General features: G+C 69.4%; 19 protein-coding genes. 13 read left to right on the forward strand and 6 right to left on the reverse strand.

What is annotated here, in order from left to right; all coding sequences use genetic code 11:
* Nucleotides 1–9: 9 nt before the first annotated feature.
* Together ACH5AR_RS22890 and ACH5AR_RS22895 are read right to left on the reverse strand one after the other, a co-directional pair.
* Nucleotides 10–360, reverse strand: a complete 351-nt coding sequence (locus ACH5AR_RS22890; RefSeq protein WP_396303315.1) for a hypothetical protein — start codon at nucleotides 358–360, stop codon at nucleotides 10–12.
* Entirely contained in the window at nucleotides 357–680 is a 324-nt protein-coding gene (locus ACH5AR_RS22895) for an HNH endonuclease (RefSeq protein WP_396303316.1), read from the reverse strand. The genes ACH5AR_RS22890 and ACH5AR_RS22895 overlap by 4 nt, the downstream gene beginning before the upstream one ends.
* A 571-nt stretch (nucleotides 681–1251) precedes the next feature.
* Here ACH5AR_RS22895 and ACH5AR_RS22900 point away from each other — a divergent pair.
* The 13 genes from ACH5AR_RS22900 (at nucleotide 1252) to ACH5AR_RS22960 (ending at nucleotide 8127) form a co-directional block, all read left to right on the forward strand.
* On the forward strand, nucleotides 1252–1512 hold the full coding sequence (locus tag ACH5AR_RS22900) for a hypothetical protein (RefSeq protein WP_396303317.1): 261 nt from the start codon (nucleotides 1252–1254) through the stop codon (nucleotides 1510–1512).
* Nucleotides 1513–1544: 32 nt separating this feature from the next.
* Nucleotides 1545–1745, forward strand: coding sequence for a hypothetical protein (locus ACH5AR_RS22905; protein WP_396303318.1), 201 nt, complete (start codon nucleotides 1545–1547; stop codon nucleotides 1743–1745).
* A 42-nt stretch (nucleotides 1746–1787) separates the two neighbouring features.
* Complete coding sequence (locus tag ACH5AR_RS22910) at nucleotides 1788–2612, forward strand: hypothetical protein (protein ID WP_396303319.1); 825 nt, start codon at nucleotides 1788–1790, stop codon at nucleotides 2610–2612.
* Nucleotides 2613–2664: 52 nt separating this feature from the next.
* The gene (locus tag ACH5AR_RS22915; protein WP_396303320.1) at nucleotides 2665–2850 is read left to right on the forward strand and encodes a hypothetical protein; all 186 of its coding nucleotides are present in this window, start codon (nucleotides 2665–2667) and stop codon (nucleotides 2848–2850) included.
* Between the two features lie 51 nt (nucleotides 2851–2901).
* The gene (locus ACH5AR_RS22920) at nucleotides 2902–3210 is read left to right on the forward strand and encodes an antirestriction protein ArdA (protein ID WP_396303321.1); all 309 of its coding nucleotides are present in this window, start codon (nucleotides 2902–2904) and stop codon (nucleotides 3208–3210) included.
* Between the two features lie 100 nt (nucleotides 3211–3310).
* Nucleotides 3311–3634, forward strand: a complete 324-nt coding sequence (locus ACH5AR_RS22925) for a hypothetical protein (RefSeq protein ID WP_396303322.1) — start codon at nucleotides 3311–3313, stop codon at nucleotides 3632–3634.
* A 92-nt stretch (nucleotides 3635–3726) separates the two neighbouring features.
* Nucleotides 3727–3972 carry a hypothetical protein gene (locus ACH5AR_RS22930; RefSeq protein WP_396303323.1) on the forward strand — a complete coding sequence of 82 codons (246 nt, stop codon included), beginning with the start codon at nucleotides 3727–3729 and terminating at the stop codon, nucleotides 3970–3972.
* Nucleotides 3969–4202, forward strand: a complete 234-nt coding sequence (locus ACH5AR_RS22935; protein ID WP_396303324.1) for a hypothetical protein — start codon at nucleotides 3969–3971, stop codon at nucleotides 4200–4202. Before ACH5AR_RS22930 ends, ACH5AR_RS22935 begins: the two co-directional genes overlap by 4 nt.
* 57 nt (nucleotides 4203–4259) lie before the next feature.
* The gene (locus ACH5AR_RS22940; RefSeq protein ID WP_396303325.1) at nucleotides 4260–4730 is read left to right on the forward strand and encodes a hypothetical protein; all 471 of its coding nucleotides are present in this window, start codon (nucleotides 4260–4262) and stop codon (nucleotides 4728–4730) included.
* Between the two features lie 88 nt (nucleotides 4731–4818).
* Nucleotides 4819–5343: a hypothetical protein gene (locus tag ACH5AR_RS22945; protein WP_396303326.1), complete on the forward strand. Its 525-nt coding sequence runs from the start codon at nucleotides 4819–4821 to the stop codon at nucleotides 5341–5343.
* Nucleotides 5344–5436: 93 nt separating this feature from the next.
* Nucleotides 5437–5940, forward strand: a complete 504-nt coding sequence (locus ACH5AR_RS22950; protein WP_396303327.1) for a hypothetical protein — start codon at nucleotides 5437–5439, stop codon at nucleotides 5938–5940.
* Between the two features lie 43 nt (nucleotides 5941–5983).
* Nucleotides 5984–6352 (forward strand): hypothetical protein, encoded by a 369-nt coding sequence (locus ACH5AR_RS22955; protein ID WP_396303328.1) that lies wholly within the window; start codon nucleotides 5984–5986, stop codon nucleotides 6350–6352.
* 224 nt (nucleotides 6353–6576) lie between these two features.
* Nucleotides 6577–8127 (forward strand): hypothetical protein, encoded by a 1551-nt coding sequence (locus ACH5AR_RS22960; protein ID WP_396303329.1) that lies wholly within the window; start codon nucleotides 6577–6579, stop codon nucleotides 8125–8127.
* 389 nt (nucleotides 8128–8516) lie between these two features.
* On the opposite strand, the gene ACH5AR_RS22965 is transcribed toward ACH5AR_RS22960, so the two are convergent.
* The 4 genes from ACH5AR_RS22965 to ACH5AR_RS22980 are packed head-to-tail and all read right to left on the reverse strand — an operon-like array spanning nucleotide 8517 to nucleotide 13373.
* Nucleotides 8517–10226, reverse strand: a complete 1710-nt coding sequence (locus tag ACH5AR_RS22965; RefSeq protein WP_396303330.1) for a carbamoyltransferase — start codon at nucleotides 10224–10226, stop codon at nucleotides 8517–8519.
* A complete protein-coding gene (gene serS / locus ACH5AR_RS22970) occupies nucleotides 10223–11455 on the reverse strand; it encodes a serine--tRNA ligase (protein WP_396303331.1) in 1233 nt (410 codons plus the stop codon). Before serS ends, ACH5AR_RS22965 begins: the two co-directional genes overlap by 4 nt.
* A complete protein-coding gene (locus ACH5AR_RS22975) occupies nucleotides 11452–12273 on the reverse strand; it encodes a hypothetical protein (RefSeq protein WP_396303332.1) in 822 nt (273 codons plus the stop codon). Before ACH5AR_RS22975 ends, serS begins: the two co-directional genes overlap by 4 nt.
* On the reverse strand, nucleotides 12270–13373 hold the full coding sequence (locus ACH5AR_RS22980) for a radical SAM protein (RefSeq protein WP_396303333.1): 1104 nt from the start codon (nucleotides 13371–13373) through the stop codon (nucleotides 12270–12272). Before ACH5AR_RS22980 ends, ACH5AR_RS22975 begins: the two co-directional genes overlap by 4 nt.
* Nucleotides 13374–13395: the final 22 nt, after the last annotated feature.

The raw sequence follows: 13395 nt of genomic DNA on the forward strand, positions 1-13395 counted from the left end.
ACCCCCTTCTCAGACTCGGTTGCCCCAGCGGGCGCCTACGGCGTCGCGGGCGTTGTGGCCGCGCTTGGGGCCTTCGCCCTCACCGCGGATCTTGGCCAGCAGGGCGCCGGCCTGGGCGCGGTTCTGCTGGGCCTGGGTGACGCCCGGGTGGAGGACCATCATTCCCTTGCGGTTGCCGCCCTCGATCATCTGGCCCTCGCGGCGCACGATCGCGTCAAGCGAGGCGGCGCGCGCGAGCATGGCCGCGGCGATGTCGATCGCGGCCAAGTCGCCCGGTTCAAGGTCGAGTTCGGTCTCGTACAGCTCGACCAGGGCGGCGCGGACGGCCTGCGGGTCCTTCAGCGTCGGGTCGACGTTCAACGGACCTCCCCGGGGTGCGGTCGGCGGGTTCGGATGGGCTGCCAGCGCATCGCGGCGGCCCGTCGGCGGGCCCGGCCGGCGTCGGCGGCGTCCTTGCGCAGGACGTGCCAGTCGCACAGCGCGCGAAGGTTGGCGGGGTCGTCGGAGCCGCCTTCGGAGGCGGGGACGATGTGGTCGCAGTGGCGGGCGGGCTCGCCGCACGGTTCGCCGGTGTCGTAGCGGACGTGCTGGCAGCGCCAGGCGTCGCGGTTCATCACCGAGCGGCGAAGGCGGGCCCAGTGCGGGGGAAGCGGGGTCGTGCGGCGCGAAGTCGCGGACACAGCAGCCTCCTTGAAGCGCAGGGCCCCGCCAGGTGCTCGACCACGGCCGGGGAGAGAGGACCGGTCGGGGAGCGTTGCCCTGGCGGGGCTGCGAGGGGAGGCTGGCCGGGGTGCCGCTGCAACATGCGCGCACGCGCGCGAAGCCGCCTCCACAAGTATTAAGCGGCCCCGGTTAACACACCAGCCGACGCCCGCGGCCTCACTCTCCGCAGTTAGTACGTGGCAGGAAGTTCATTTCCGCTGGTCACAATGCGTTTTCCCGTCAGTAAAAGGGGTCGGCTGATATTCGTATCGAATTCGGACTGCTATGACGCCCCGGGCAATAAAGGAACGCGCGCGGGAGTCATCCCCCGGGTATTGCCGGGAATTCATGAGGCGCAGATCACGTCGCCTCAACTTGCGTTCTGACCTGCGCATTTGCTTCATTGGAATTGCTCGGCCGACGGACGAAGCGCAGCGAAGACGAAATGCCGCTGCCACGGACGAATTCACCGCCTGAGCGATCTACTGGAAATCCTCCGAATGGCGGCGCGCAATAGCCGCGCCCCTCGGTCCCCCGAAATGAGTCACCGTGCGTAAAAACAACCTTGTCCCCGCCACCCTCGGTCTGGTCATGCTGCTGGCGGGTAACCCGTGGCAGACCCACAACTGGGGCGGCGGGATCGCTGCCGCCCTGCTGACGGTCCTTGTGGCCCACGGGGCGGGCAAGGTGCCCGGTCTGGTCAAGCGGGCCGTGCAGGGCCCCTCTGTGGCCGCTGCGGCGGAGCCGGTGACCGTCGCGCCCGCCGCCGTGCCGGTGAACGCCTACGACCGCGACCGCGCCGCCCGCTGACCACCCCGACTCAACCCCTCGGAGCACCCGCGATGAACCCCCGCCGCATCCTCGCCGCCCTTGCCCTGTCCCTCTCAACCGCCGTCGGCGGGTGGCTGGTTGGCCACACGACCGCCGCCCCGGCCGCGCCCGAAGCAGTCCGGGTCGAAGCGTTCAACGACGGGTGGACCGAAGGCATGGCCGACGCCTGCGAGCAGGGCAGCGCGTACGCCTGCGACTGGCTCTCCCGCTAACCCACCGCCCCACCCCGAACCGCACCACCGCAAGGAACGATCATGAGCGCGACCCTGACTGACGAACTCCTCTCCGCCACCGGCCAGCACTGCCACCGGTACGACTTCGTGACCCGCATGGAGGCGGAGGCGGACGCCCACGGCTGGGCCCGGATAGGCATGGTGCTGGACGGCACTGGAGCCCTGTTGGAGGACGGCGAAGGCTGGCACCAGCACGAGTCGGACGCCATCCGCGCACAGTCCAACTGGCAGGCCGCATGCCGGATCATGGGCGACGCCGCCGGGGAGTGCGGGGCGCTGTGGGACACGTGCGGCGAAGGGATCATCTACGACGCTGACTCGTTCCTGGCCGCCGACGCGGCGCGCCGGATCGCTGACAGCCTGGCCGCCTACCCGTTCCTTGACGAGGCGGACCACGGCGAGCGCGAGTGGGCCGCGATGGTCGAGGAGATCGAGGGATCACCCCTCACCCTGCCGGACGGCGTGGACGGTGAAGACGTGCTGCGCGAGCTGCCGTGCCCGTCCCTCGGAGAGATCACCATGTCCATGGTGGAGGACGTCCTGTCCAGCATGGGGTACGTCGAGTGCTCGGACTGCTCGGAGTGGCTGACCGTGGCGGACGCCCGGACCGGCGAACCCCTGTGCCGTGACTGCGCGTTGGAGGAGTCGCGCCCGCCTGTGCACTGGACCCACCCGACCCTGACCGGCGGGTCCGGCTGGACCACCGGCAAGCCCCTGACCGCCGTCCTGACGCCCTACCTCGACGGCTACGCCACCCGCCAGGGAGCCGCGTACCGCGAAGACGTCCGCGCCATCGTCCGGGGCTCCAAGCAGGGCTACCGCGCCGTGTACGGCCGCGCCGCCTGACACCAGGCCCCACCCCCGCCAACTCCCGCACCACAGAACGGAAAGCACCACCATGACCCGCGCCGACATGATCCGCCTGTCCGGCTACTGGCCCCGCCTCGCCATGCTCGGCATGGACCACCCCGACCAGGTGGCCGCCCTGTTCGACGCCTTCCGCGACATGCGCCGCGACCCGGAGTTCGGCACCGGCCTTGACCTCCTGCTGGACGAGCTGTTCGACGCCCCCGACACCGTCTGACACCAGGCCCCACCCGCACCCCCGCACCGACCCCGAGGAAGACCCCCCGCCATGAGCCGCACCGCCGACTACCTGACCGCCCTTGCCGAAGACGCCGGAATCGTCGCAGAGCTGGAAGCCCTCACCGCCTACGCCGCGCACGTCGGCAGCGCCGAGTACGCCGTCGCCACCTTCGAAGACGCCTACGAAGGCGAGTGGGACGACTTGGAGGACTTCGCCCATGACCGGCTGATGGAGATGGACGACGAGTACCGCGCCGTGATGGAGAGTTGCCGGGGCTGGCGACCCTCCCTGGACATGATCGCGTGGCAGTGCGACTACTTCCACACCAGCAGCGGGCACGTCTTCCGGTCCATCTGAGCTGTGCGCCCCTGGTGAGGGCCCAGCGCCCCCGCCGGGCCCCCGCCAAGGGTGCACAGACACCAGACCCCACCCCCTCACACCCCCCGGAGGCACAGCCATGCCCGTCAGCCTGATCAAGCCCGCCGCCGTCGCCCAGACCTTCGCCGCCATCGTCGCCGACCTGCCCGACCCGGACGTCACCGCCGACGACGAGTTCCCCTGTGAGGACTGCGGCGGAACGCTCGAAGCAACCGCCCCCCTGTGGTTCAACATCCGCCGCCGCCCCGACGGAACCCCCGCCCTCGACATCTACGGGGTCGGCATCGAGTCGGCCACCGTCATCTGCAAGGACTGCCGCCAAGCCCCCGGGGACCACCTGTACCGGCTGATCACCGACGCCATGGAGCCGTGGGACGACGCGCTCAGCGGCATGGAGGGCTGAGCCGCTTCGGTGGCGGCCGGAACCCTCCGGCCCCCGCCGTGGCCGCTCAGACACCAGGCCCCACCCCCCCCCGACCACGAAGGAACAGCGCCATGACCACCGCCCGCCTGCAAGCCCTCGTTGACCGCATCCACCGCAGCGAAGCCGAGTGGGAAGCCCTCTTCTACGAGCGCATCCCCGGGTACGACCCGCACTGTGGCGACCAGCCCACCGACGACCGGTACATGGGTGACTACGACGAGGCGGACACCGATCGCGCCTTCGACAGCCGGGACCTGCTGCTGGACCTCACCGCCGAACTCGAAGCGATCATCCGCGAGACGGAGAGCGGCCGGTGATCAGCGCCCAGGACTTCGCGCTCCTGTCCCACTGGGCCTTCGCCGACCGCATCGGGGCCGACGTCGCCGACCCCGACGGCGCGGCGGCACAGCGGCTCGCCGACGCGGGATACCTCACCCCCGGGGTCGTGGCCGGGTACTGGCGCGTCACCCGCGCCGGACAGGCCGCCCGCGCCGAGTACACCAGGGCCCACCCCATCGGCCGTCGCGTCGGAAGCATCCCGCTGTGACCGGCCGCTGACACCAGGCCCCACCCCCGCACCACCCCAGAAAGCGAAGCACCACCGATGAACACCCGAGACACCTACGACGCCCATGTTGACCAGCTCGGCGACCACGCCGCCGTGAACGGCGCGAAGGCGTACGCCACCGAGAACGACTCGCCGAGCACCAGCGTCGACGTGCTGGCCCAGCGCCTCGCCCGCCACGCCGTCCACCACGGCGCGACCCTCACCCCGGGCCCCGGCGGAGCCGTCACCGTCGAGTGGCCCAGGCCCGGCCGAACCGTCCGCGTCGTATGGCTGCCCGTCATCCAAGCCGCCTGGGCCAGCGACCCGGACGACCTGCCCGAGTGGACGGCGGACAGCACCGCGTACGGCCAGGGCGCCCTGGACGCGAGCAGGATGCGCGGCTGGCGGCTCAGCCGCGCCGGATACCGGGCCTGGGCCGAAGCCGCCGGGCTGAGCGGCGACGACGGCGAGTGGTTCGCCTACGAGACCGGATACAGCGACTGGTGGATCTCCTACGAGGGCCACTGACGCCAGGCCCCACCCCCGGCCGGCGTCGGACGCCCCCGATGCCGGCCGGGCCCAGGCCCCACCCCCGCCCCGAAGGAACAGCGCCACCATGAACACCAGCACCGACCTGACCACCACGCTCCGCCTGCCCTACCAGCACGAGGAGAAGGGGAAGTTCACGACGAAGCACCGCACCGTCACCGTCACCACCCCGTCCGGTCGCGGCGCACAGGCCGCGCACACGAAGGCCGTGCAACTCGCCCTCGACCTGCCCAAGGTCAGCAGCCCCGGCAAGCCTGTGAAGATCGGCCCCGGCCCCCGACCTGCCACCAAGCCCAGCAAGACCCGCACGAAGGGCAAGGGCTGGCAGCGCTGGACCGAGCCCGACGGCACCGTGCGCTACGGCGTCGCCAGCGACACCCACCCCGGCGAACTCGGCCTCGCCTGCCCGGCCGTTGCCAAGCCCCGCGCCCGCTTCCGCGTCGTCGTCCCCGCCGACGGCGGAGAACCGTTCGCCATCGTCACCGCCCCCGGCTTCCCGTGGATGCGCGACCGCCACACCGAGATGATCCCCGCCCTCCTCCAAGACTGCCTGCCCGGCCTGCTCGTCAACAGCACCGAACTGGCGGCCTGACCCGCCCCGGTGCGGCCCGGACCACCCGTCCGGACCGCGCCGAGGCCCGGCCAGACCCCAGGCCCCACCCCCGAGCAGCCGAAGGAACAGCGTATGCCGCAGTACATCGTCCCCGTCGATCTGATCACCGTGCACCTCGTCCCCGTCCTCGCCCCCACCCCCGAAGCCGCCCAGGCCGAAGCCGAACGCATCGTCACCGGCGACTGGGAGACCTGGTACGACCACACCGAGCCCGTGGTCGTCGGCGACGCCCTCACCGAAGCCGAGTGGGACGCCCAGGCCGGCGAATGGGCGTCCTGGAAGCAGATCGCCGAGCGCCACGCCCGCGCGGAGCACCAGGCCCCGCCCCGGGGCCGCCGGCCGAAGCAGAACACCCCCGCGGCCCGGTTCAAGGCGCCCCGCACCGACCACCACGCCGACGGCACCGTGTGCCCGCCCTCCCACAAGCACACCAGCTCGGGCAAGCCCCTGACCGAAGGCTGCCCCGGCCGGGCCTACTCCACCGCCGTGTGCACGTGCGGGTGGACCACCCTCAACACCGCCAAGGGCTACACCGACGAGACCCGCCGCCGACACCTCGCCACCGAGCACGGCTGAGCCCCCGCTGACACCAGGCCCCACCCCCACCCCGGAGACACCAGTGCCCACCGCCACCGCTCCCGCCACCCGCTACACCCTCACCTACCCGCAGCCCCGGCCCGACCAGCCGCCGATGGCCGTCCGCTTCACCGTCGCCCCCGACGCCAAGGGCACCTGGACCGTCGAACGTCAGCCGTACGGAGCCGCCGGCCGAATGCTCACCGGGGATCGGCCCCGCCAGTACTTCGGAGACGAGGCCCAGGCCCGAGCAGAGGCCGCCTACCGGGGGCTCGTCGTCCGTGAGTGCCTGCACCTCGGCCGGATGCTCGACATCACCCTCGAACCCCGGGACATCCGCTTCCGCGACGGCCACCCCACCATCGACGGCATGGACGCCGGTCAGTGGCTCGAAGCCCTCGGAACCGACTGACCGAACCCGACCGACACCAGGCCCCACCCCCCGCCCTTGGGGGTGGGCCGGTGTCGAAATGCCGTGTGCCGGACCCCGGTTCTGGTTGAGCCCCACCCTCAGAGCCTATGTCTATATGTTTTTGAGAAATGTCATAAAAAATGACATAACGACATAGACCCTTACGCTGTGCCACCCCTCCACCACCCTGCGTGACCGCAGGCCCCACCCCCCAGGAGACCCCAGTGCCCACCCCCACCCGCGCCCCCTGGATACCCGGCGGCGGCACCGCCCTGGAGTGGGGCCTGCGCGACACCTGCCCCGTCGGCGTCGGCCCCGGCGGCTACCGGGGCGAAGGCGGGAAGGTGTGGTGCCTGGCGTGCGGCGACCGCTACACCGGCCGCCCCGCCCAGATCGGCGACGACCACGCCCACCGCGACGACGCCCACCACGCCGCCCGCCTCCACGCCGACGACCACGAAGCCGACTTCCGCCGCTTCCTCGCCTCCGCACGCCACGCCGAGACCCGCGAGAAGTCCGGCTGGACCACCGCCGTCTACGCCCTCGTCGCGGCGGCCACCCGCGAAGACCCCGACGGCGGCGTCTGGTGGGACGGCACCGGCTACCGCCTCATCCCCGCCGGAGCCCGCTGGGGCGCCAAGGGCCGCCGCGTGCGCCGCCGCGTGGTCGAGCTGGTCATCGCCGCCGGATTCCTCCGCCAGGACGAGCACGGCGACGTGGTGGCCACCGCCGACGGGCACGCCATGCTCACCGCCTGGCGCCACCACCGCGCCGACCTCGCCGAGCCCTGCCCCGCCCGCCGCGAACCCCAGGCCCTACCCCCGCTGCCCGGCGGCCAGGAAGCCGCCCGCCGCCGCGAAGCCGCCCGCCAGCGCCTCGCGGAGCTGGAACGCCGGGCCGCCCAGTCCCGCGCCGAGTACCTGCGGCTGCGCGAGAAGGCCGAGCAGCAGCACCAGGCCGAGCTGGCCGCCGCCCGCCAGCGCCGAGCCGACGAGCACGCCGAGCGCCAGCGTGCCGAGCGAGCCCGCACCGACGCGGACATCGACCTGACGTGGTCCGCGGTGGCCGCCGGCCGCTGGAACGTCACCGGCTCGGGCCACGACCGCCGCTTCGACGTGGTCCTCAACGACCGCGACTTCGCGCAGGAGATGTACGAGATCCGGGAGAACGACCACTTCCACTCCCGCCACCGCTACCGGCACCAGGCCGAGGCCGCCGTGAAGCAGCTGCTCGCCGACGGCGTCGAGATCGGCGAGCGGACACCAGGCCCCACCCCCACTGCCACCGTCAGCCTCTGCCATCGACCGCTGCGACCAGCGTCCCCGCATCAGGACCTCCGACCCGATGCGGCTCGCGCAGAAGTCCAGCAAGCTGTAAGGCTGCGGTCGCCGACCAGAGCCGCAGCACGATCGCTGAAACCAGCTCCGCCCCGCCCACGAAGGACCACCGATGTTCAAGCGCAAGCCCCAGAAAGCCCAGTGGGGAGCGAACGCCGAACCAACCCCCGTCATCCCCGCCCCGGGCCGGCCAGTCACCCCGGCCGAGATCGAAGCCGCCCTCGACTCGGTGCTCCAGACACAGGCCGCGCACGGCTGGACAGTCGTCGCACGCACACCGGGGCAGGTCGTCATGGCCCTGAGTACCACCGGCGGTGGCGGTGCCGGGTGGGCAGTCGGCGGGGCGCTCGGCAGCATGGCAGCCCACGCCACCCAACAACAACGACTCCACATCTGGGCGGATCCCAACGGAGCGATCTGGGCACGACCGATGGGTAGCGGACACCTGCACCGCTGACACCAGGCCCCACCCCCACCACCCGCCCGAACGGAAGGAAACACCGCTGCAACCCCACCCCGCCAACCTGCTGCCCGACGGCCAATGGGACGACCGAGTCTTCGACCTCACCTACGAGGGACGAAAGGGCCACTTCCGGGTCGTCCGGGGCCTGGGCGAACAGATCGGCACCGTCGAACTCCGCGGACGCGTGTGGATACCGAAAACCACCGAGGGCACCCCGCCGGGCACCCTCCCGCCCGGCTACGGCTACCAGATCCGGGCCGTGGCCGGCATCGAGCTGTCCATCGCCGTCCCGCTCCCACCGCCGGAGGACGAAGAGCAGTACCGGGTGGCACCAGGCCCCACGCCCTCCTGCGGCGGTTCGAGACTACTTCCTGCGGGAGACGACGAAGTTCCCGATCACTAGAGCATCCAGCCCGCAGTTGACAAAGGTCTTCACTGCGTCACCAGGGGTACAAACGATCGGCTCCTCTGCTCCGTTGAACGAAGTGTTGAGCAGAACCGGTAATCCGGACAGCCTGTGGTAATTCCGGATGACCTGCCAGAGGCCCGGGTTGGTGATGCGACCGACCGTCTGTACTCGGGCAGAGCCGTCGGTGTGGACGATCGCCGGAACCTCGTTGCGTCGGTGCAGCCGCACGGGCGCTGTGGCAAGCATGTACGGGTAGACCAGCGTCCCGGCTACGGAGAGGTCGAAGTACTCGTCGGCGTGCTCGGCCAGAACTACTGGTGCGAAGGGGCGGAACGCCTCGCGCCGCTTGATCATGGCGTTGATCCGTGCAGCTGTCTCGGCCGCACGGGGTGAAGCAAGGATGCTGCGGGCCCCGAGAGCGCGCGGCCCGAATTCCATACGGCCCTGGAACCAACCGATCACGTGCTCGGCGTGCAGCAGCCTCGCCGCCTCCCGATGGGGGTCAGGGGTATGCCGTACCTCGTAGTGGCTCTCTGGAAGGTCTCTGAGGGCCTTCTCGATGACGTTGCTCTCGAACGCGGGACCGAGAAAGGCGTTGTGAAGCGGCAGCCGTTCCTTGGCAGCTCCCGCAATCAGCGCGGCTCCGATAGAGGTCCCGGCGTCGCCGGCCGCTGGCTGAATGAACACCTGGTCGAAGTGTCCGGAGTTGATGATCGCAGCGTTGGCGACGCAGTTCAGCGCGACGCCTCCGGCAAGGCAGAGCGTTCTGCGTGGCACCAGCTGTTGGGCGTGGGCAATGTAGGCGCCGACCAGGCGCTCATGGAGATACTGGAGGGCATGGGCAATATCGCGGTGCCGGTCGGTGATCTCGTCACCGGGACTGCGAGGTGGGCCGAGAAGTTCCACCAGGGCCGGACTGTAGAGGGTGCGGTTGCGGCTTGGTCTGCGGTGGTGGTCGAAGTACCGGAGGTCCAAACATAAGCGGCCGGCGTCGGCGTCGAAATGTGCCAGCCTGGCGAGTCGTTCGGTGTAGGTGGGGCTGCCGTAGGCCGCCAGACCCATGACCTTGTACTCGTCGTGCTGCGGGCGGAAGCCGAGGTAGCGGGTGAGTGCGCTATACAGGTAACCGAACGAGTGTGGGTAGGTGATGTGGTGACGCCTGAGCAGTTTCCCGTCGGCACCGTCGAACACGACGGCGGTCTCGTACTCGCCCCGACCGTCGAGCGTCACGACAAGCGCGTTAACGAACGGGGAGACGTGATACGCACTGGCCGCGTGCGCTCGATGATGGGGCACAGGTATGAGCGGCAGGTTCTTCGGTAAGAGACCGCTGCTACGAATGGCGGCCGGTAACCGTCGGCGTTTGCGGTATTTGTCGAGGTCGGAGAACAGCGATCCGATGGAGGCCGGTGTGCCGTGGCGGAGGTTGGAGGGGGCCAGGAGTAGGTGGAGTTTGGGGTCCACGAACAGGGCCACCTGGTCTAGGTCGTTAGCGCGGGCGCCCACCAAGTCCAGACAGACCTGGATCGCTCGCTCGGGGAACACCTTGGTGTTCTTGATCCGGTTCAGGCGCTCCTCTTCGACAGCGGCGGCCACCGTTCCGTTGTGAACGATGGCCGCCGCCGCGTCGTGGGTGCCGAAGTTCAGCCCCAGCGTCAGGGTCAATCCCGCCTACCGATCCATTCCTGTCCGCCCATGTAGGGCCGGAGCGCCTTGGGGATGTAGATCGTGCCGTCAGCCTGGACGTGGTTCTCCAGGATGGCCAGTGCGGCACGGTCGGTGATGCCGGTGGACGAGATCGTGTGCGGAAGCACGGTCTTGCCGTCGCCGTCCTTGAACCGGATCTTGAAGCGGCGGGACTGGTAGTCCCACAGGTTCGAGTTGGAGTGGGTCTCGCGGTACAGCCCGAACGACGGGAACCACGCCTCAGTGTCGTACTTCTTGTACGTGGGTGCGCCCATGTCGCCCAGGCACACGCGCACGACGCGGTAGGGCAGTTCGAGACCGTCGAGGATGTCCTCCACGTTGCGCTGGCACTCGTTGAGCCAGTGCTCGGACTGGTCCGGGTGGCACAGGACGATCTGCTCCACCTTGTGGAACTGGTGCGCGCGGAACCCACCCCGGTTGGTGCGGCCCGCCGCGCCGGCCTCGGTGCGGAAGCACGGGGAGAAGGCAGCCACCTGGATCGGCAGTTCCTCGGGGTCGAGGATGGTGTCGCCGTAGAAGCCGATCAGGGTCTGCTCGGTGGTACCGATCAGGGAGAGATCGGTGCCCTGCACCCGGTACAGCTGGTCCTCGAAGAACGGCAGGAAGCCGGTCCCGAAGAACGTGCGCTCGCGCGCCATCAGCGGGGTCATCATCGGGGAGAAGCCGCGCTGCACCAGCAGATCCTGGACGTAAGAGAACATCGCCCAGGCCAGGCGCGCGCCGTCTCCCTTCCAGTAGTAGAAACCGGAGCCGGAGACCTCAGCGGCGCGCTTGAGGTCGAAGATGCCCAGGCGCTCGCCAATCACCTCGTGGGCACGGGCCTCGTCGGTCGGCTCCGGGGCTCCCACGCTCCGCAACTCGACGTTGCCTTCGTCGTCGTCACCCAAAGGGGTGTCGTCGGGGAAGATGTTCGGCACGCGGACCCACAGGTCGTCGCGCTCGGCCTGGAGGTCGCGGACGCGGTCGTTGGCAGCCTGGACGCGGCTCTTGAGGTCGCGGGCCGCCTGGATGTCGGCGCCCTTGCCGAGCTTCTTCTGCTGCGAACGCAGTTCCTCGGCCTTGGTCTGCTCCTGGCGGAGTTCGGAGTCCACCTCGATCAGGCGGTCAACGTTGACGTCGGAGCCCTTCGCCCGTGCGGTACGACGCACAAGGTCGGGGTCGGTTCGCAACAGGGCAATGTCAATCACGGGAGTTCTCTCCTTGGGGTTCCGGTGCGGCCAGTGTAGGGACTCCGGGACCTTGATCGTTCCGAGTTACGGACAGTGTCGATCACCTCGTTGACGTGCTCGGGAGTGGACATGGTCACCGCGAGGGCAGCGACACGCGGGTCACTCAATGCCCAGGCCAAGGGCCGAAGCCGAGCCCGGGGGGTGCTGGCGCGCGCGTCCACCAGCGCGCCGCGGTTAAGCGGAGACATTCCGACGAATGCCTTGCCGGCCCTCTCAATCTGGGAAAGATGCGCGTAGGCCCACGGGGAGGTGAGGTGGTACTGCGCCGCGACGGCGCTGATCGCCTCCACCCTGAGTGCGGCGGTTAGCGCCTGGGGGCCGTGGCAGTAGGCGTACACGGCATCGACTCTGCCGGACGCGAAGGCCACGCGTGCGCCGCTGCGGTAGAAGCCCCCGAGTACTCGTGGGCTGTGAAGCTGGTCCGTACGTTCGGTGCGCTTGAGGTCGACTTCGAGCACCAGCGCGTTGATCCTGGAGATGCCGAGCCGACCTGTGGAGACCTCGATAGCGGAGCGGATGCGGGCTTCGAGGTCACCGTGCAACGGGCACTCGGCCTTGACAAGATGACGTAGTCCGTCGACCGGCCCGATCTCCTCCAACACCTCACCGATGGCCCACTGAGTATCGAGGTTGGGGTTCGAGTGGATCAGCCGGACGCCGGACTGGAGCGCCGTGCGCAGTGCCGCCATGCCGGGGCCCGACTCCTTGCGCGGGAACAGGCGGCCGGCCACGAAGGTCGAGGTGCCGAAGCACAGGCGCTCCAGTCCCGTGATCACGCCGTCTTACCGCCTTCCATCTGTTCACGGGTGAGGATGGTGCGGAAGTGCGCGATGCTCTTCTGCTCGCCGACTACCTTGTCGAAGCGCAGTTCGCCGAGCTGGTCCCGGTAGTGCTTGCGGTCGGGGTTGTCGATGTCGAACTGTTCGCTGTCGCGGTAGCCCGTCAGGCGCTTGAAGGTCTCCCGCTTCTCGTCCAGGCTCATCCCCCACAGGACGGGCGGGTTCTTCTGGCTGATGCAGATCGTCGTCATGCCGTTGGGGCTGATGCGGAGCTTCCAGCATCCTCCGCACGGGTAGTCCCAGGAGAACATCGCCAGCACCGCGACCTTCACCCCGGTGTCGCCGATCTCGTAGTAGTTGTAGCTGGGGTTGTCGCCCTCGATCCCCTCGCGGCGAACCGGGTGCAGTTCCCCGGCCTTGGCGAGAGATTCGAGGATGGCCGACTCCTCCACGAACTGGTTCTTCCAGAAGGCTTCACCCTCGGCACCGAGCTGGGCCGGGTTCGAGGGGAAGAACTGGTTCAGCTTGATCGCCAACTGCCCAGCCCCACCGCTGTTGTTGAGGCTGCGCGCGTAGTCGATGAAGGCCGGCAGCTCGTGCAGGGTGTCACGCATGGTGACGCACGAGATCTTGGTGAGCGTGGGCAGCAGCTCGACGGAGCGCTCGATGCTGCGGAGGGTGTCGCTGTGGAAGCCGCGGCGGGTTATGAAGAGGTTCCGCTGCTCGTCAAGGGTGTCGATGCTGACGATTGCCCGGGTGAGGCCGGCGTCGATCGCCTCCTCGATGATGTGGTGCAGCCGGTAGCCGTTGGTCGTGACGATCTGCTGCTTGAAGCCGATCTCCTTCCCGGCCCGGAGTAGGTCAACGAAGTCCCGGCGCACGGTCGGCTCGCCGCCCGTGTAGTGGACTCGCGTGAACCCGATGTCGTGCGCCGCCTGGAGGACTTCGATGGCCTCCTCCAGCGACGGTTGGACGATGACGCCCTGCTTGCCCTCGGGCAGGCAGTACTGGCAACGGATGTTGCAGCGGGACGTGATTCCGAAGCGGAGGTTCCACTTGCGCATGCCCGGTGAGTACCGGTTGTCCATCACCTTCATAGCGTTTCTACCTTTCGGAAGT

The sequence above is a fragment of the Kitasatospora sp. NPDC018619 genome, from assembly GCF_044391605.1.
In the GTDB taxonomy this organism is placed as follows: domain Bacteria; phylum Actinomycetota; class Actinomycetes; order Streptomycetales; family Streptomycetaceae; genus Kitasatospora.

Excerpts from the sequence above, each read along its gene's own strand:
- ACH5AR_RS22980 (WP_396303333.1), bottom strand. The coding sequence starts at position 13,373 with ATGAAGGTGATGGACAACCGGTACTCACCGGGCATGCGCAAGTGGAAC.
- ACH5AR_RS22915 (WP_396303320.1), top strand. The coding sequence starts at position 2,665 with ATGACCCGCGCCGACATGATCCGCCTGTCCGGCTACTGGCCCCGCCTC.
- ACH5AR_RS22945 (WP_396303326.1), top strand. The coding sequence starts at position 4,819 with ATGAACACCAGCACCGACCTGACCACCACGCTCCGCCTGCCCTACCAG.
- ACH5AR_RS22910 (WP_396303319.1), top strand. The coding sequence starts at position 1,788 with ATGAGCGCGACCCTGACTGACGAACTCCTCTCCGCCACCGGCCAGCAC.
- ACH5AR_RS22905 (WP_396303318.1), top strand. The coding sequence starts at position 1,545 with ATGAACCCCCGCCGCATCCTCGCCGCCCTTGCCCTGTCCCTCTCAACC.
- ACH5AR_RS22940 (WP_396303325.1), top strand. The coding sequence starts at position 4,260 with ATGAACACCCGAGACACCTACGACGCCCATGTTGACCAGCTCGGCGAC.
- ACH5AR_RS22925 (WP_396303322.1), top strand. The coding sequence starts at position 3,311 with ATGCCCGTCAGCCTGATCAAGCCCGCCGCCGTCGCCCAGACCTTCGCC.
- ACH5AR_RS22950 (WP_396303327.1), top strand. The coding sequence starts at position 5,437 with ATGCCGCAGTACATCGTCCCCGTCGATCTGATCACCGTGCACCTCGTC.
- ACH5AR_RS22930 (WP_396303323.1), top strand. The coding sequence starts at position 3,727 with ATGACCACCGCCCGCCTGCAAGCCCTCGTTGACCGCATCCACCGCAGC.
- ACH5AR_RS22920 (WP_396303321.1), top strand. The coding sequence starts at position 2,902 with ATGAGCCGCACCGCCGACTACCTGACCGCCCTTGCCGAAGACGCCGGA.